The sequence below is a fragment of the Terrimesophilobacter mesophilus genome (assembly GCF_014200375.1).
In the GTDB taxonomy this organism is placed as follows: domain Bacteria; phylum Actinomycetota; class Actinomycetes; order Actinomycetales; family Microbacteriaceae; genus Terrimesophilobacter; species Terrimesophilobacter mesophilus.
The window spans coordinates 413,832-430,753 of the sequence record NZ_JACHBP010000001.1; the positions used below are offsets into that span (position 1 = coordinate 413,832).

The window sequence follows — 16,922 nt, forward strand, 5'->3', positions numbered from 1 at the left end:
CTAGCCGTCGAGCCCGAGCGATCGGGCGATGATCATGAGCTGGACCTCGTTCGTCCCCTCGCCGATCTCGAGGATCTTCGAGTCCCGGTACTGGCGCGCGACGAGGCTCTCGTTCATGAAGCCGTATCCGCCGAAGATCTGCGTGGCATCGCGCGCGTTCCTCATGGCCGCGTCGCTCGCGACGAGCTTCGCGATCGCCGCCTCCGTCTTGAACGACAGTCCGGCGTCGCAGCGCCGTGCCGCGTCGTACCATGCGAGCCGCGACGTGTGCACTCTCGCCTGCATCTGCGCGATCGTGAAGGCGATGAACTGGTGGCGTCCGATCGGCACACCGAACACGTTGCGGGACTTCGCGTATTTCACCGACTCCTCGACGCATCCTTCGGCGGCCCCCGTCGCGAGTGCAGCCACAGCGATGCGCCCCTCGTCGAGGGTGCGGAGGAAGTTCGCGAACCCGCGTCCGCGCTCGCCCAGCAGGTTGGCCTCCGGGACCCGCACATCCTCGAAGGTGAGCGGATGCGTGTCGGATGCCCGCCAGCCGACCTTGTCGTATGCCGGCTCGACGGTGAACCCCTGCGTGCCGTGCGGGACGATGATCGTGGAGAGCTCCTTCGTGACCGTTCCGTCTGCACGTGTGCGCTCACCGGTCACCGCAGCGACCGAGATGAAGCGGGAGATCGGGGTGCCCGAGTTCGTGATGAACTGCTTCGAGCCGTTGACCAGCCATTCTCCGTCGTCGAGGACAGCCGTCGTGCGTGTCGCGCCGGCATCCGACCCCGCCTCGGCCTCGGTGAGCCCGAACCCGGCGAGCGCGCGACCCGTGACGAGGTCCGGCAGCCAGGTGTCCTTCTGCTCCTCGGTGCCGTAACGGAAGATGGGCATGGCTCCGAGGCCGATGGCAGCCTCGAGCGTGATCGCGATCGACTGGTCGACGCGCGCGAGCGCTTCGATGGCGAGGCACAGGGAGAAGTAGTCCCCGCCCTGGCCGCCGACCTCCTCGGGGAACGGGAGGCCGAACAGGCCGAGGTCGCCCATCTGCGCGACGACGTCCATCGGCAGCTCGTGCCTGGTGTCCGCCTCATAGGACCGCGGCGCGACGACGGTGTCGGCGAAGTCCCTCACCATGGCGGAGAGGTCGTGTTCGTCTTCGGACAGTTGCGGGTTCACGGTGTTGTCTCCTGCGGTTCGATGGTGGCGAGCAGTTCGTCCAGTTTCACGAGGTCACCCGGGCGGGCGCTGAGAGAGACTCGGCCCGCAATCGATGCGACCAGTTTGTGCTCCATTTTCATGGCCTCGACCGTGACGATGGTGGCGCCGGCTTCGACCAGGTCGCCGTCGGAGACCGGCACGGCGACGACCGTGCCGGGCATGGGTGAGCGCACCTCCGGGGCTACCGGGCGGCTTCCCCGGTCGATGGCGGCGAGCGCCTCCGCGAGCTCCGCCTCCCGGTCGACGACGCGCAGCGGCCAGCTGAAGCCGTCCTGGCCGAGCCAGAGCACATCTCCGTCGCGGACGATCGCCCACCTCGTGGTCACACCGTCGACCTCGACCGCTTCTCCGACCCGACGGACCGTATGCGTTGAGTCGCCGACCGTGAACCGCTCCCCCTCGACGAGCACCTCGACGCGCTCGGTCGGGTTCGTTGCGAACACGAACCGACGCGGCGCGCGGATGCCGCCGGTGCGCCAGCCGGTGGCGGTGTGCCAGACGCCGGCCTCCACTGGGTTCGGCACGGTGAGTGCGACCGCTGCAGCACACAGCAGTGCAGCATCCGGATGCCGGAAGGCGAGGTCGGGGAGTTTCCGCTCGATGAGGGTCGTCTCGAGCCGCCCGGCCTGCACGTCGGGGTCTGCGATGAGGGCGCGGAGGTATTCGATGTTCGTGCGAACGCCCAGCACCGTCGTCTCGGACAGTGCCGTGTCGAGTCGAGACAGCGCCGCCGCGCGGTCCGTACCCCACGCGATGACCTTCGCGAGCATCGGGTCGTAGTTCGGGGACACCGTGAGACCGGTCACGAGGGAACTGTCGACCCGAACGCCGTCGCCGGAGGCTTCGTGAAGCGCCAGGATCGTGCCCGTACTGGGCAGGAACCCGCTCTCCGGATCCTCCGCATACACGCGCGCCTCGACGGCGTGGCCGCGCGGCACGATGTCGTCCTGTCCGATCGTGAGCGTGTCGCCCGCGGCGATGCGCACCTGCCAGGCGACGAGATCGACGCCGGTCACGAGTTCGGTGACCGGATGCTCGACCTGCAGCCGGGTGTTCATCTCCATGAAGAAGAACTCGTCCGGCGCATCGTCGGAGACGAGGAACTCGACCGTTCCCGCGCCGACATATCCGACACTCCGCGCGACAGTGCAGGCCGCTTCGCCGATACGCGCTCGCGTCTCCTCGCTCAGGAGCACCGACGGCGCCTCCTCGATGACCTTCTGGTGGCGGCGCTGCAGGGAGCACTCGCGTTCGACGAGGTGGATCGTGTTGCCGTGCGCGTCGGCGAGAAGCTGCACCTCGATGTGGCGTGGTGCGGTGACGAGCCGTTCGAGCAGAAGCGTGTCGTCGCCGAATGCCGCCCGGGCCACGCGACGAGCGGTCGCAAGGCCTTCCGACAGGCCGGAACGCTCGAACACGGGCTCCATCCCCTTGCCGCCGCCGCCGGCAGAGGGCTTGATCAGGATCGGGAAGCCGAGTTCGACCGCCGCCGCCTCCAGGTCGCCGTCGCTGAGCGGTGAGCCGTCGGGCCCGAGCGATGTCACACCCTGGATGACCGGCACCCCCGCCTTTGCGACGTGCTCCTTGGCGCGGATCTTGTCTCCCATGAGTCCGAGCGCCTCGACTCCCGGCCCGATGAACACGATCCCGACGTCATCGCACGCGCGCGCGAAGTCCGCGTTCTCGGAGAGGAAACCGTATCCGGGATGGATGGCCCGGGCGCCGGTCGCCCTGGCGGCCTCGATGATCGCGGGGATGCTGAGGTAGCTCTCCTGCGCGGGCGGCGGGCCGATGCGCACGGCGATGTCGGCATCCGTCACATGCTTCGCGCGTCGGTCGGCGTCGCTGTACACGGCCACCGAGCGGATGCCGAGCTCCCGAAGCGTGCGGATCACCCGGCAGGCGATCTCGCCGCGGTTCGCGACGAGCACTGTGTCGAACATGGCCACGGTCGTCACATCCGGAACAGGCCGAAGGCCGGGTCGGGAAGCGGGGTGCGCGAGGCGACCTCGAGGGCGAGACCGAGGACGGTGCGCGTATCGGCGGGGTCGATGATGCCGTCGTCCCAGAGCCTGGCAGTCGAGTAGTAGGGGCTGCCCTGTGCCTCGTACTGCTCGGCGATAGGGGCCTTGAATGCCGCCTCGTCCTCTGCGGACCAGCTCTCCCCCGCTGCATCCAGCTGGTCGCGCTTGATCGTGGCGAGCACACTCGAGGCCTGCGCTCCGCCCATGACCGAGATGCGGCTCGCCGGCCACATCCAGAGGAACCGCGGGCTGTAGGCGCGACCGCACATCGAGTAATTTCCTGCGCCGAACGAGCCGCCGATCACGAAGGTGAATTTGGGCACCCTCGTCGTGGCGACGGCGGTGACCATCTTCGCGCCGTCCTTGGCGATGCCGCCGGCCTCGGCATCCCTGCCCACCATGAATCCGGAGATGTTCTGCAGGAACACGAGCGGGATGCCGCGCTGGTCGCACAGTTCGATGAAGTGCGCGCCCTTGAGCGCGGATTCGGAGAACAGGATGCCGTTGTTGGCGACGATGCCCACCGGATGCCCGTGCACGTGCGCGAAGCCCGTCACCAGGGTCGTACCGTACTCGCGCTTGAACTCGTGGAACCGGCTGCCGTCGACGAGCCGGGCGATGACCTCGTGCACGTCGTACTGGCCCTGGACGTCGACCGGGACGGCGCCGTAGAGTTCTGCGGGGTCGGCATCCGGCTCGCTCGGCTCGATGACCTCCCAGGCACGGGGCGACGGCGCGGGCAGCGTCGCGACGATGTCGCGCACGATCTGCAGGGCGTGCTCGTCGTTCTCCGCGAGATGGTCTGTCACGCCCGAGGTACGCGAGTGCAGCTCTCCGCCGCCGAGTTCCTCGGCCGTGACGATCTCGCCGATCGCGGCCTTCACGAGCGGAGGTCCGCCGAGGAAGATCGTGCCCTGGTTGCGCACGATCACGGTCTCGTCGCTCATCGCCGGCACATACGCTCCGCCCGCGGTCGAGGAGCCGAGCACGGCGGCGATCTGCGGGATCCCCAGGCCGGACATCCGCGCCTGGTTGTAGAAGATGCGCCCGAAATGATCGCGGTCGGGGAAGACCTCGTCCTGCTTCGGCAGGAACGCGCCGCCCGAGTCGACGAGGTAGACGCACGGGAGCCGGTTCTCGAGCGCGATCTCCTGCGCGCGCAGGTGCTTCTTGACCGTCATCGGGTAGTACGTGCCGCCCTTGACGGTCGCGTCGTTCGCCACGACCATGACGGCGCGGCCGTGCACGAGGCCGATTCCGGCGACGAGACCTGCGCTCGGGCTGTCGTTGCCGTAGAGATCGTGGGCGGCGAGCGGAGCCACCTCGAGGAACGGGCTGCCGTCGTCCAGCAGGCGTTCGACGCGGTCGCGCGGCAGGAGTTTACCCCTGGCCAGGTGGCGCTGGCGGGACTTCTCAGACCCTCCGAGGGAGGCGACCCGCAGCTTCTCGTTGAGCTCGGCGACGAGGGAGCGCTGCGCGGCGTCGTTCGCCGCGAAGCCGTCACTCGCGGTGTCAAGCGCGCTGTGCAGGGTCTCCATCGACGGCTCCGGCCTCTGTCTGGCTTCTGGTACGGCGGTCGGCGGAGTGACTTGTGGTCATGCCCCGCTGCAACTAGGTTAGTGATCGCTAACCGATTTGTCTACAGGCGGGAACGGATGACGACGCAGCGAGTGTCCATGACAACCGCACGCGGCCGCGCCAAGGCGAGCCGTCGGGAGGCACTGCTCACTGCGGCCGCCCGTCTCTTCGCCGAGCGCGGGTACCCCGGGACGTCGATCGAGGAACTCGGCGCGGCCGCCGGCGTGAGCGGCCCGGCACTCTACAAGCACTTCAGCGGTAAACAGGCGATGCTCGCCGCGATCCTGCTCGAGGCGAGCGAGGGGCTCCATTCCGGCGGAAGGGACGTGCTCTCCCGGGCTACCGGCGCCGACGCTCTTCGGGCCCTCGTCGCATTCCACGTGGAATTCGCGCTCGACAATGCCGACGTCATCCGGGTGCAGGACCGCGACCTCGGCCAGCTCGCCGAAGACGACCGCCACACCGTGCGCACCCTGCAGCGGCTTTACGTCGAGGCGTGGGTCGAGGTGCTGGCAGGGTTGAATCCGGATGCCGACCGGGCCGTCCTGCGCACGCGCGCCCACGCGGTCTTCGGCCTGCTCAACTCGACACCGCACAGTGGACTCGACCTCGACCGTGCCACCCTGCGCCGCGAACTCGAGCGCATGGCGCTCGCGGCCCTCGCCTGAACTCGCCTGCTCTCTCCTGCTCTTCTCCCGTTGAGTCGGGCCGTTTTGCGGGTCTGAAGTGCGCAGCACCCTCAAAATGACCCGACTCAACGGAAGGGGGCGGAAACGGAGGGGGCGGAAACGGAGGGAGCAGATGCGGGGCAGATGCGGGGCGGATGCGGGCCGGATGCGGGCAGAAGCGATGCACCGAATGCGCGATCGTGACCGACGTGCCGGGTACCCTTGGCAGGTGTCCAACGCCACCACCACGAAGCCGCCCCGCGAACGTACCCCGCTCGGCGCGAACTTCTGGAAACTCCTGACATCATCCGGCCTGTCGAACCTCGCGGACGGTGTCTTCAAACTCGCCCTGCCGCTCGTCGCCATCCGGTATACGCAGGAGCCCGTGCTCATCGCGGGGCTGAGCCTCGTCGCCTCACTTCCCTGGCTCCTGTTCGCCCTGCAGGCCGGCGCCCTCGCCGACCGGCACGACCGGCGCAGGATCATGCTCCTCGCCAACATCGCGCGGGCGGTCCTGCTCGCAGCCGTCGCCGCATCCATCGCGCTCGGGGTCGAGTCCATCTGGGTGCTGTACGCCGTCGCGCTGTGCGTCGGGACGGCCGAGACCCTCTACGACACCTCCGCGCAGTCGATCCTGCCCCAGATCGTCGGACGCACCCAGCTCTCCCGCGCGAACGGGCGGCTCTACGCGGTGGAGATGACCGCGAACCAGTTCGTCGGCCCGCCGCTCGGCGGCTTCCTCGTCGCGACCGGCGCGCTCATCGCCTTCTCGGTACCGGCGGGACTGTGGCTCGTCGCCGTCGGGATGCTGTTCCTCGTCCGCGGGAACTTCCAGGTCGCCAGGGAGAATCCCGCCAGGATGCGCTCCGAGATCATGGAGGGCCTGCGGTTCCTCTGGCGCACACGAGTGCTGCGAACCCTCGCGTTCATGACGGGCCTGTTCAACCTCACCTCGAGCGCCGCCTTCGCGATCTTCGTGCTCTACGCGGCCGGCCCCAAATCGGCGATGGGCCTGACGGATGCGCAGGTCGGCATCCTCTTCACCACGACCGCCATCGGCAGCCTGCTCGGTTCGTTCGCTGCGGAGCACATCGAGCGCGCGATCGGGAGGGCGCTTTCGCTCAGCCTGTCGATCGTCGGCGGAGCAGTGCTCCTCATCACCCCGGCGTTCACCACGAACCCGTTCATCATCGGCGGCGCATTCTTCATCGGCGGATTCACCGTCGTCCTGTGGAACGTCGTCGCCGTGTCCCTGCGCCAGCGCATCACCCCCGACCGGCTCCTCGGCCGCGTCAACAGCGGCTACCGCCTGCTGGCGTGGGGAACCATGCCGCTCGGTGCCGCGATCGGCGGTGTGCTCGGCCAGTTCCTCGGCCTGCCGCCGGTGTTCATCATCACCGGCATCGGCACCCTCAGCCTGCTGCTCTTCATGTTCCGGCTCACGAACGCGTCGATGGATGCCGCCGAGGCCGAGGCCGCGCGCACCGCATCATCCGACAGCACGGCAACCGACAGCACGGCATCCGACAGCAGGGCATCCGGAACTGCAGAGCAGGCGTAGCGTTGACGCTGTGAGTTCCACCGCCGCAGCCCCACGCAACCGGATCATCCTTCTCGTCGTCGTCGCCGTCATCGTCGCGGTCGTCGCGATCGTGATCGGCCTCTTCGTGTCGCAATCGCGCACGCACGGCAACTACTCGGTCTCCGACGGCGCCGTGACCATCGAGTCGGCGACGATCCAGAACCTCGGTACGATCCTCGTCACCGACCAGGGCTTCGCGCTCTACACCTACCCTCCGGATGCCCAGAAGGAAGTAGCCTGCACCGACCGGTGCGCACTGAACTGGCCACCCATGTTCATCCCGGACGGTGTGAAGCTCGCGGCCGGCCCGGGCGTTGACGGATCGCAGCTCTCGACCACGACCGATCGCGACGGGAAGAAGGTCGCGACCTACGACGGATGGCCACTCTACCTGTTCACCGGGGATGTCACGGCGGGTACCGCGAACGGTCAGAACCAATACCTGGACGGCGGATACTGGTACGTCATCCGGCCCGACGGCGAAGTCGTCATGCCGAAGCCGGAGGACTGACAAGACTACGACCCACCGAACGCGTACCCGAGCAGGTCCGCGAACAATTCCTCCGCGTCGCAGGCGACACGGCGACGCGTGAACCAGTCGCAGATGTTCACGCAGTCGCGATGCAGGAGATCCAGCCCCTGCGGGTTCGCGACGACATCCACGATCTGCGGCAGATCGATCACCCGCACCCTTCCCTCGTGCACGAGGAGGTTGTACGCCGACAGGTCGCCGTGAGCGACCCCGGCGGTCGCGAAGATTCGCATGAGGTCGACGACCTGCCCGAACAGCCCGTCGAGGATGTCCCGGTCATCGCGCGTCTGCGACAGGCGCGGGGCGGCCACCGATCCCGCTCCGATGAACTCCATGAGGATCTCGGTGCCGCTCACCTGCACCGGGTACGGGACGGGTGCGCCGGCCTGCCACATCCGGCATAGTGCGTCGAACTCGGCGAGCGACCAGCGCGCTGCCGCGACTTCACGGCCGAAGGCGGACTTCTTCGCGACGGCGCGACCCTCGCGGGAATCCCTGCCGCGACGGCCCTCCGTGTAGATGCTCGAGCGATGGAAGTCGCTGTGCTCGGCCGTGCGGTAGCGCTTCGCCGCGAGCAGCACCCTCTGCGACGGTTCGCCCGGCACCGCGCGCTCGAGGAGGAACACGTCGGCCTCCTTGCCGGTCTTGAGGATGCCGAGCTCGGTGTCGAATGCGCCGGCACTCGTCACGAGCCAGTCCGGCCACGGTTTCGGACCGCGTTCGGATGGGGTGGTCGCCGGCCAGGTGGTCCAGCGCTGGTCTTCGCCCGGCTCCACCTCGGCGAAGGTGAGGGAGACGTCGAAGGGAGAGGAAAGTTGTTCGTTCACGGTGAGGCTCCAGGTCGGAGGCCACACGCGGAACTAGAGGGCTGTGGCCTCGGTGGGAAGAATGTCGGCGAGAGCGCGCACGACAACGACGTTCGTCATGACTGGCTCCTCTCTCGCGTTCTTCCGGACGATCCGGTGCGGTCGAGTGTAGCATCCGGCTTTCACTCGACTCGGGTCATTCTGCGGGTACCGAATCGGCTCGACCCGCAGAATGACCCGAGTCAAGGTGAGTTCAAGAGCCGGTCAGGGTCGTGAGGGTCAGACCATCGTCAGGAGCACAGCGGGGTTCGCGAGAATCGCACCGACGTCGGCGAGGAATCTGCTCCCCTGCTCGCCGTCGACCAGGCGGTGGTCGAACGAGACGCTCAGGGTGAGCACCTGCCGAAGTGCGATCTCGCCGCGGTACTCCCACGGCATCCGCTTGACAGCGCCGAGAGCGAGGATCATGGCCTCCCCGGTGTTCAGGATGGGGGTGCCTGCGTCGATACCGAACGAACCGATGTTCGTGATCGAGACGGTGCCGCCGGCCAGGTCCGCCGGCGACGCTGTGCCCGCCTTCGCCGTCTCCACGAGCGCGGAGAGCTCGTCGGCGAGACCGACAAGGTCGAGCGCGTCGGCATCCTTGATGTTGGGGACCATGAGCCCGCGCGGGGTCGCGGTGGCGATCCCGAGGTTGACGTAGTGGAACTGAACGATCTCCTGCGCCTGCTCATCCCAGCGGGTGTTCACCGACGGATTGCGCCCCACGGCGATGCACAGGGCCTTCGAGACGACCGTGAGCAGGTTGAGTCGCCTGCCACGGAACGCCGATGACTCTTTGAGGGTGGCGATGAGCTCCATCGTTGGCGTGACATCGATCGTGAGGAACTCGCTCGCGTGCGGCGCGGTGAACGCGCTCTGCACCATCGCGGCAGCCGTGTACTTCCGAACACCCTGGATGGGGGTGCGGGTCTCCCTCTCGCCTGTTTCTGCTCGCCTGGTACCGCTCCCAGAGGAGCCGGCTTTGCCGGCGTCACGAAGGGAGCCCCCCGACACTGCAGCTTCCACGTCCTCCCGCGTGATGAGCCCCTTGTCTCCCGTGCCGATCACCGTCGCAAGATCAATGCCGAGATCACGAGCGAGCTTGCGCACAGGCGGGGTGGAGCGGGGGGTTTCAACACGCTCGATCGGGAGCGAGGTCTGCGAAGCGGGTGGCGGAACCACCTCGACCTTCAAGTGCGGGTCTGGAGCCGGCGCCGGCGCTGGTGTCGGCGCCTTCGAGGTTCCCTTCCTGGCGCGACGAGCCGGCCGGCCATCGCCCTCGATGGGAGGGCCGTATCCGACCAGGACGGGTTCGCGCTCAGGTTTGGCGGCATCCGATGAACCCGCAGAGTCCCCCTCAGAACCTTCGAGCTCGAACGCGACGATGGGCGCGCCCACCTGCACGGTCGTACCCGCTTCGGCATAGAGCTTCGTGATGACACCGGCGAACGGCGACGGCAACTCGACGAGCGCCTTGGCCGTCTCCACTTCGGCGAGCGGCTGGTTGAGCTCCACTGTGTCGCCAACGGCAACATGCCAGCTCACGAGTTCCGACTCAGTGAGGCCCTCACCGAGATCGGGGAGCGCAAAGTCCTTCGCGGCCATCTAGCCCTCCCAGTCGCTGAGTGAATTGGGGCGGCCGAGGACACGGTCGACGGCATCCAGCAGGCGATCGAGGTCGGGAAGGAAGTGCTCCTCCAGGGCGGCAGGCGGATACGGGGTGTCGAAACCCGTGACGCGCTCCGGCGCCGCCTCGAGCCAGTTGAAGCACCGCTCCGTGATGCTCGCGGCGACCTCCGCGCCAATTCCCACCGACTGCGCTGCTTCGTGTGTGACCACGAGTCGGCCGGTCTTCCGCACCGAGGCTTCGATGGCCTCGAAATCGATCGGAGAGATGGAGCGCAGGTCGATGAGCTCGATCGACACGCCATCGTCGGCGGCGGCGCTCACGGCATCCTTCGCGGTCGCCACGAGCGGGCCGTACGCGACGAGGGTGACATCCGACCCGGTCGACACGACGCGGGCACGCCCGAGCGGGAGCACGTCGGCAGCCCCGAAGTCGACCTCGCCCTTCGACCAGTACCGGCGCTTGGGCTCGAAGAACATCACCGGGTCATCGCTCGCGATCGCCTGCTGGAGCATGCCGTAGGCGTCCTGCGGGTTCGAGCAGCTCACGACGCGAAGGCCGGCGGTGTGGGCGAAGTAGGCCTCAGGCGACTCGGAGTGGTGCTCGACGGAGCCGATGCCGCCGCCGAACGGAACGCGGATGGTGATCGGCATCCGCACGGCGCCGCGCGAGCGGTAGTGCAGCTTGGCGACCTGGGCGACGATCTGGTCGAAGCCGGGGTAGATGAATCCGTCGAACTGGATTTCGGCGACCGGACGGTAGCCGCGCATCGCGAGTCCGACGGCCATGCCGATGATGCCGGACTCCGCGAGCGGCGTATCCATCACTCGGTCGGTGCCGAACTCGGCCTGCAGCCCGTCGGTGACCCTGAACACTCCCCCGAGCTTGCCGATGTCCTCGCCGAGCAGGATGACCTTCTCATCGTCCTGCATCGCGCGCCGAAGCCCGGCGGTGATCGACTTCGCGAGCGTCAGTGTTGCGGTGCCCGTCGTGGGCGCCGGTGCTGTCGTGTCAGCCGTTGCGGCTGTTGCGGTGGCCATCACTCGCCTCCTTCGAAGTTCGCGAGGTATGCGGCGTACTGGCTGCGCTGGCGTTCGAGCACGGGGTCGATCTCGATGGTCACGTGATCGAACACGCTCATGATCGTGGGTTCCTCCATGCCGATACAGCCGGCGCGGAACTCGGCAGCGACGCTGTCGGCCTTCGCTTTGACGCGCGCCTTCAACTCGTCGGTGAGCAGGTCCTTCGACTCGAAATACTTCTCGAGACGGGAGATCGGGTCCTTCGCCTTCCACTCGGCCAATTCGTCGGCGTCGCGATAGCGCGTCGGGTCGTCGGATGTCGTGTGCGGCCCCATCCGGTAGGTGACGGCCTCGATGTAGGTGGGTCCGCCACCGTTGTGGGCTCGGTCGAGGGCGATCCGCGTCGCGGCCATGACCGCGAGCACGTCGTTCCCGTCGACGCGCATGCTCGGGATGCCGAATCCTGGGGCACGCTCGGAGATGTGCCGCGTCGCCTGAAGGCCGACCGGCTCGGAGATGGCCCAGTGGTTGTTCTGGCAGAAGAACACGACGGGAGCCTGATAGGTGGCGGCGAAGATCATCGCCTCGTTCGTGTCGCCCTGGCTCGTCGCACCGTCGCCGAAGTAAGTGATGACGGCGGAGTCCGCTCCGTCGCGCAGGATGCCGACGCCGTATCCGACGGCGTGCAGCGTCTGGGCGCCGATGATGACGGCGGGGATCGCCATCCGGAACTCGCTCGGGTCCCAGCTTCCGTGCGCGTGCCCTCGCCACACCCGCACGAGATCATCGAGGGCTACGCCGCGGCAGTATGCGACGCCGTTCTCACGGTAGCTCGGCATGATGAAGTCGTCGTCGCGGAGTGCGCGCGCAGAGCCGATCTGCGAGGCTTCCTGGCCGAGGAGCGGTGGCCAGAGGCCCAGCTCGCCCTGCCGCTGAAGAGCGGTCGCTTCGACGTCGATCCGGCGCACGACGACCATGTCCTCGTAGAGGTCGGCGAGCTGCGCATCGGAGACGTCGGCAACCCACTGGTCGATGGTCGGACTCGGGTGGCGGATGCCGTCGGCGTCGATGAGTTGGACGAAATCACGGTCGTCGAGCAGGTCGACCTCCGAGTCACTCGATTTGGACACAGTTGAACGCAACACGTCACGCCTTCCTTCGGGATCGTCGACTGGTGAGCCGTGAATCCGCTTCAGGGGATCGGCTCACCTTGTTGGCCGGCCGACCCAGGCCAGCATCGTTGTCTGGCATATAGCGAGGTTACGCAGTGGTGCTGGGAATCCACAACCCGACCTGCGGCGAGGAACAAAAAACGGGTCCGCTCCTTGTGGGGAGCGGACCCGATTCTCTTGTGCTCGTGATCGATTCGGCTACGCCTCGGAGCCGACTTCGGCGGGAGCCTCGGCGGGAGCCGCCTCAGCAGCCTCGCTGCCCTCCTCGACGGGCGAGAGGGAGAGCTTTCCGCGGTCATCGATCTTGGTGATCTCCACCTGGATCTTCTGGCCGACCGAGAGCACGTCTTCGACGTTCTCCACCCGCTTGCCACCGGCGAGCTTGCGCACCTCGGAGATGTGCAGCAGGCCGTCCTTGCCGGGGGTGAGCGAGACGAACGCACCGAACGTGGCGATCTTGACGACGGTTCCGAGGAACCGCTCGCCCACCTCCGGGTTCAGCGGGTTCGCGATCGCGTTCACCGCGGCGCGCGCAGCCTCAGCCGACGGGCCGTCGACAGCGCCGATGTAGACCGTGCCGTCGTCCTCGATCGAGATGTCGGCACCGGTGTCATCCTGGATCTGGTTGATCGTCTTGCCCTTCGGGCCGATCAGCTCGCCGATCTTGTCGAGCGGAATCTGCACCGAGATGACGCGCGGCGCGGTGGCCGCCATCTCATCCGGCGCGTCGATCGCGGCGTTCATGACGCTGAGGATGATCGTGCGAGCATCCTTCGCCTGCTTGAGCGCACCATCCAGAACCGACGACGGGATGCCGTCGAGCTTCGTGTCCAGCTGGATCGCCGTGACGAACTCGCTCGTTCCGGCGACCTTGAAGTCCATGTCGCCCAGGGCGTCCTCTGCTCCGAGGATGTCGGTGAGGGCCGCGTAACGCGTCTCACCATCGATCGTGTCGGAGACGAGGCCCATCGCGATACCCGCGACGGGCGCGCGCAGCGGCACACCGGCGTTGAGCAGCGACAGCGTCGATGCACACACCGAACCCATCGACGTCGAGCCGTTGGAGCTCAACGCCTCGGAGACCTGGCGGATCGCGTACGGGAACTCCTCACGTGGAGGAAGCACCGGCACGAGGGCGCGCTCGGCGAGGAAGCCGTGCCCGATCTCGCGACGCTTCGGGCTGCCGACCCGGCCGGTCTCACCGGTCGAGTACGGCGGGAAGTTGTAATGGTGCAGGTAGCGCTTCTTCGTCACCGGCGCGAGGGAGTCGATCTGCTGCTCCATCTTGAGCATGTTCAGTGTCGTGACACCCAGGATCTGGGTCTCGCCGCGCTGGAAGATCGCCGAACCGTGAACGCGCGGGATGACCTGCACCTCGGCGTCGAGCGGGCGGATGTCGGCAAGGCCGCGACCGTCCATGCGGATGCCCTCGGTGAGGATGCGGCCGCGCACGATCTTCTTCGTGACCGACTTGTATGCCGCACTGACCTGGCCGTTCGCCGACTCCGGCAGTTCGCCCGCGGCGACCCGACCGGCGATGGCGTCCTTGACGCGCGCCTTGAGTGCGTCATCCGCGTTCTGGCGCTCGACCTTGCCGGCGATCTGGTAGACGCCCTTGAGCTCGTCGTAGGCGAGCCCGGCGACAGCGTCGTAGGTCTCCTGGTCGTAGGCGAGGAAGACCGGGTAGTCCTCGATCTCCTTCGCGCTCTGCGCCGCGAGAGCCGACTGGGCCTTCACGAGCTGGGCGAGGAACGGCTTGGCCGCCTCGAGGCCCTGCGCGACGACAGTCTCGTCGGGCTTGGTGGCGCCCGCCTTGATGAGCTCCCACGCGTGCTCGGTGGCCTCAGCCTCGACCATCATGATCGCGACATCCTCTTTGCCGTTCTTATCGGTGACGATGCGTCCGGCGACGGTGAGGTCGAACACGGCTTCCTCGAGCTGCTCGTACTTGGGGAACGCGACCCACTGGTTTCCGATGAGAGCCATCCGGATGCCGGCGATCGGGCCGCTGAACGGCAGACCGGAGATCTGGGTGGATGCGCTGGCCGCGTTGATCGCGAGCGCGTCGTAGAACTCGCCCGGCGCGATGCTCAGCACCGTGATGACGATCTGGACCTCGTTGCGCAGTCCGTCGACGAACGACGGGCGCAACGGGCGGTCGATGAGGCGGCAGACCAGGATGGCCTCCGTCGAGGGGCGGCCCTCGCGGCGGAAGAAGCTGCCGGGGATCTTGCCTGCGGCGTAGGAACGCTCCTCGACATCCACCGTGAGCGGGAAGAAGTCGAAGTTGTCCTTCGGCTGCTTGCTCGCGCTCGTGGCGCTCAGAAGCATGGTGTCTTCGTCGAGGTATGCGGCGACGGCACCCTGTGCCTGCTGCGCGAGGCGACCGGTCTCGAAACGGACCGTGCGCTTGCCGAACTTGCCGTTATCGAGAACGGCTTCGGCGAATTTGATTTCTGGACCCTCCATGTGGGGGTTTTCTCCTTTGCTGGTGTGGCGACCCCGTGTGGGTCGGCACGCGTACATCGGAAGCAGGAGTCAAGCAGTCAGGGGCGCGCGGCGATTGCGCTCGGGCGCCGGTTCTGGCCAACAGTAGAAATACACCGTACGAGTCGGGATACCACCACCGGTGACCAGCGTCGTGCCGGCCTGCTCCGCAGCCGATCAGAAGTCTGAATCAGCCTCGAAGAGTCTACCAGCAGCGGGCTTCGCGGCCTAGCGCCGCGCCGATCATGCCCTGCGGGGTCGCAGGACGACGACCCCGGTTCCTGCCAGAAGCAGCAGGAGCGCTCCGAACGCGAGCGGAAGCGGTGAGGTTCCCGTGTTCGCGAGTGCGGGCACCTCGTCATCACCGCCGTCGTCCACCGCCGGCGCGGGAATGATCCAGAGCGAGTCCGTGAACCAGCCTTCGACCGGATCCCCTGCCTCCAGACTGTCCGCGGCGTGGGCGGGATCAGTGATCGACACGAGTCTCGCGGCGTCGTCATCCCAGACCGTGACCCACCATGTGCCTGCACTGTCGAAGTCGGCGTCGAAGGAGTTCCAGAGCCCGCTCGGGTTGATGAGGTAGGTCGCCACGCCTGTCGTGAGGTCGAGGGTGTAGACGAACCCGTTGAAGTCGATCGCGTACACGGTTCCCGTCCCGGGCTGCTCCGAGATGACGGAGAGCGCGAGTCCCGTATCGATGAACCGGCTGTCAACGACATCGGCGATGTAGGTGGCCGCACCCGTCGTCAGGTCCAGACGGTACAGCTCGGTTCCGAAAATGGTGATGTATGCGGTGCCGGCGTCGAGGATGTCGAAGGCGTTGCAGGAGGTGCTGGGTTCTGGGCCACCCTCGTCGGCGTTGTGGTCCTGGGTGATGGGGCCGATCAGCGTGTAGGCACCGGTGGTGATGTCGACGGACCAGAGCTGGCATTCCGGTCCATATCCATAGCCGATGACGTAGCTCTTCCCAGCATTTGCGTCATAAGCACCGTCGGTGATCATCTGCGGGTCATCATGAGTCGCCTGGATGACCGTCAGGGTCGACGGGCTACCGGGATGCACCTGCCAGAAAGCGCTGCTGATACCACCGCCGTTCTCAGTATCCCAGTAGCCGGCCGAGTAGAACGAGTCGCCGTCGGGTGACGTCGCGAGGGCGAGAGCGGGCATCGAGGCGCCGAGCACGAGAGCGGCGACAGCGGCAACGGTACCTATCGAGAGGATCGACTTCTTCATCGGGATCTCCATGGGAGAGGCTGACACGACAACGGGTGAGAAGGTGGTGCGGAGGCGATCCTAGTGAACCTCAGACCCCGGCAACAGTCCCCGCGCGGAAGAAACCTGTGCCCGGACGGCGGGGATCACCTCGGCAGCGAAGCGCTCCATCGTCGCGGCGTCATCGCCGGCGAGGATGAACCCGCTCGTGCCGTGGTCGACGGCGAGTTCGACGAGTCGGTCGATCGTCGCATCCGCAGCACCGATGTTGAGCCAGCGCCGGATGTCCGCAGGACGCCGCCCCGCTGACTCCGCGCCCTCGTCGATGAGTCGGTTCATCCCAGTGAGCTGGTCGACGCTTGTGAGGTAACCGAACGAGGGGATCCACCCGTCGGCCGCACGACCGACGAGGTTCAGCATCCGCGGTTTGTATGCGCCAAGGGAAATTCCGATCGGATGCGGCGATGCCGGGCCGCGCTTCGCGCCGCGCACAGAATAGAACTCTCCGTCGACGCTCGCTCCCCCAGGCTCATCCACCGCCCAGATCGCCCGAATCACTCGGATCGCCTCCTCGAGCGCGGTGACCGCCTGGCCTGGACGCAGCCGACGGCCGCCGACCGCTTCGATCGCATCCCAGAACCCGCCGGCGCCGAGCCCCAACTCGAATCGACCGTCGCTCAGCTGGTCGATCGTCACCGAGCTCCTCGCGAGCACGACCGGCTGCCGCAGTGGCAGGTTCGTCACGTTCGCGCTCAGGTGCACGCGCTCGGTCTTCGCCGCGACGAACGCGAGGAGGCTCCAGGCATCGAGCAGTGCCGGCTGGTACGGGTGGTCCTGGAACGTGACGAGGTCGAAGCCGAGCCGATCGCTCAGCTGCGCGAGCTCGACGACCCCGTGCGGATCCCGAGAAGTCGGAGTGATGAAGGTCCCGAATTTCAGCTCGTGCCCGTAGTCAGTCATC

Annotated in this window: 13 protein-coding genes; 3 read left to right on the forward strand and 10 right to left on the reverse strand. The window is 67.2% G+C overall.

Translation table 11 applies throughout. The features are described from left to right. The 3 genes from BKA04_RS02020 to BKA04_RS02030 are packed head-to-tail and all read right to left on the reverse strand — an operon-like array spanning position 1 to position 4,771. Positions 1-1,167 (reverse strand): acyl-CoA dehydrogenase family protein, encoded by a 1,167-nt coding sequence (locus BKA04_RS02020; protein WP_104094919.1) that lies wholly within the window; start codon positions 1,165-1,167, stop codon positions 1-3. Continuing rightward, positions 1,164-3,152 carry an acetyl/propionyl/methylcrotonyl-CoA carboxylase subunit alpha gene (locus BKA04_RS02025; RefSeq protein ID WP_104096574.1) on the reverse strand — a complete coding sequence of 663 codons (1,989 nt, stop codon included), beginning with the start codon at positions 3,150-3,152 and terminating at the stop codon, positions 1,164-1,166. Before BKA04_RS02025 ends, BKA04_RS02020 begins: the two co-directional genes overlap by 4 nt. Before the next feature lie 11 nt (positions 3,153-3,163). Further along, on the reverse strand, positions 3,164-4,771 hold the full coding sequence (locus BKA04_RS02030) for a carboxyl transferase domain-containing protein (RefSeq protein ID WP_104094920.1): 1,608 nt from the start codon (positions 4,769-4,771) through the stop codon (positions 3,164-3,166). A gap of 138 nt (positions 4,772-4,909) precedes the next feature. Between BKA04_RS02030 and BKA04_RS02035 the strand changes: the two genes are divergently transcribed. The 3 genes from BKA04_RS02035 (at position 4,910) to BKA04_RS02045 (ending at position 7,572) form a co-directional block, all read left to right on the forward strand. After that, positions 4,910-5,479 (forward strand): TetR/AcrR family transcriptional regulator, encoded by a 570-nt coding sequence (locus tag BKA04_RS02035; RefSeq protein ID WP_104096575.1) that lies wholly within the window; start codon positions 4,910-4,912, stop codon positions 5,477-5,479. 229 nt (positions 5,480-5,708) lie between these two features. Then, positions 5,709-7,040, forward strand: coding sequence for an MFS transporter (locus tag BKA04_RS02040; RefSeq protein ID WP_232841934.1), 1,332 nt, complete (start codon positions 5,709-5,711; stop codon positions 7,038-7,040). A 10-nt stretch (positions 7,041-7,050) separates the two neighbouring features. Continuing rightward, positions 7,051-7,572 (forward strand): COG4315 family predicted lipoprotein, encoded by a 522-nt coding sequence (locus BKA04_RS02045; protein ID WP_167309636.1) that lies wholly within the window; start codon positions 7,051-7,053, stop codon positions 7,570-7,572. 5 nt (positions 7,573-7,577) lie between these two features. On the opposite strand, the gene BKA04_RS02050 is transcribed toward BKA04_RS02045, so the two are convergent. The 7 genes from BKA04_RS02050 to BKA04_RS02080 form a co-directional block, all read right to left on the reverse strand. Then, positions 7,578-8,420, reverse strand: a complete 843-nt coding sequence (locus tag BKA04_RS02050; protein WP_198413282.1) for a serine protein kinase RIO — start codon at positions 8,418-8,420, stop codon at positions 7,578-7,580. Positions 8,421-8,678: 258 nt separating this feature from the next. Further along, a complete protein-coding gene (locus BKA04_RS02055; protein WP_104094924.1) occupies positions 8,679-10,046 on the reverse strand; it encodes a dihydrolipoamide acetyltransferase family protein in 1,368 nt (455 codons plus the stop codon). Next, on the reverse strand, positions 10,047-11,108 hold the full coding sequence (locus BKA04_RS02060) for an alpha-ketoacid dehydrogenase subunit beta (protein WP_104094925.1): 1,062 nt from the start codon (positions 11,106-11,108) through the stop codon (positions 10,047-10,049). Then, positions 11,108-12,232: a pyruvate dehydrogenase (acetyl-transferring) E1 component subunit alpha gene (gene pdhA / locus BKA04_RS02065; RefSeq protein WP_174719838.1), complete on the reverse strand. Its 1,125-nt coding sequence runs from the start codon at positions 12,230-12,232 to the stop codon at positions 11,108-11,110. Before pdhA ends, BKA04_RS02060 begins: the two co-directional genes overlap by 1 nt. A gap of 228 nt (positions 12,233-12,460) precedes the next feature. Continuing rightward, positions 12,461-14,731, reverse strand: coding sequence for a polyribonucleotide nucleotidyltransferase (locus BKA04_RS02070; RefSeq protein ID WP_104094927.1), 2,271 nt, complete (start codon positions 14,729-14,731; stop codon positions 12,461-12,463). A 261-nt stretch (positions 14,732-14,992) separates the two neighbouring features. Continuing rightward, on the reverse strand, positions 14,993-15,994 hold the full coding sequence (locus BKA04_RS02075) for a hypothetical protein (protein WP_134542211.1): 1,002 nt from the start codon (positions 15,992-15,994) through the stop codon (positions 14,993-14,995). A 48-nt stretch (positions 15,995-16,042) separates the two neighbouring features. Beyond that, the gene (locus tag BKA04_RS02080) at positions 16,043-16,921 is read right to left on the reverse strand and encodes an LLM class flavin-dependent oxidoreductase (RefSeq protein WP_104094929.1); all 879 of its coding nucleotides are present in this window, start codon (positions 16,919-16,921) and stop codon (positions 16,043-16,045) included. Position 16,922: the final 1 nt, after the last annotated feature.

Excerpts from the sequence above, each read along its gene's own strand:
- BKA04_RS02080 (WP_104094929.1), bottom strand. The coding sequence starts at position 16,921 with ATGACTGACTACGGGCACGAGCTGAAATTCGGGACCTTCATCACTCCG.
- BKA04_RS02025 (WP_104096574.1), bottom strand. The coding sequence starts at position 3,152 with ATGTTCGACACAGTGCTCGTCGCGAACCGCGGCGAGATCGCCTGCCGG.
- BKA04_RS02055 (WP_104094924.1), bottom strand. The coding sequence starts at position 10,046 with ATGGCCGCGAAGGACTTTGCGCTCCCCGATCTCGGTGAGGGCCTCACT.
- BKA04_RS02060 (WP_104094925.1), bottom strand. The coding sequence starts at position 11,108 with ATGGCCACCGCAACAGCCGCAACGGCTGACACGACAGCACCGGCGCCC.
- BKA04_RS02035 (WP_104096575.1), top strand. The coding sequence starts at position 4,910 with ATGACAACCGCACGCGGCCGCGCCAAGGCGAGCCGTCGGGAGGCACTG.
- BKA04_RS02070 (WP_104094927.1), bottom strand. The coding sequence starts at position 14,731 with ATGGAGGGTCCAGAAATCAAATTCGCCGAAGCCGTTCTCGATAACGGC.
- BKA04_RS02030 (WP_104094920.1), bottom strand. The coding sequence starts at position 4,771 with ATGGAGACCCTGCACAGCGCGCTTGACACCGCGAGTGACGGCTTCGCG.
- BKA04_RS02075 (WP_134542211.1), bottom strand. The coding sequence starts at position 15,994 with ATGGAGATCCCGATGAAGAAGTCGATCCTCTCGATAGGTACCGTTGCC.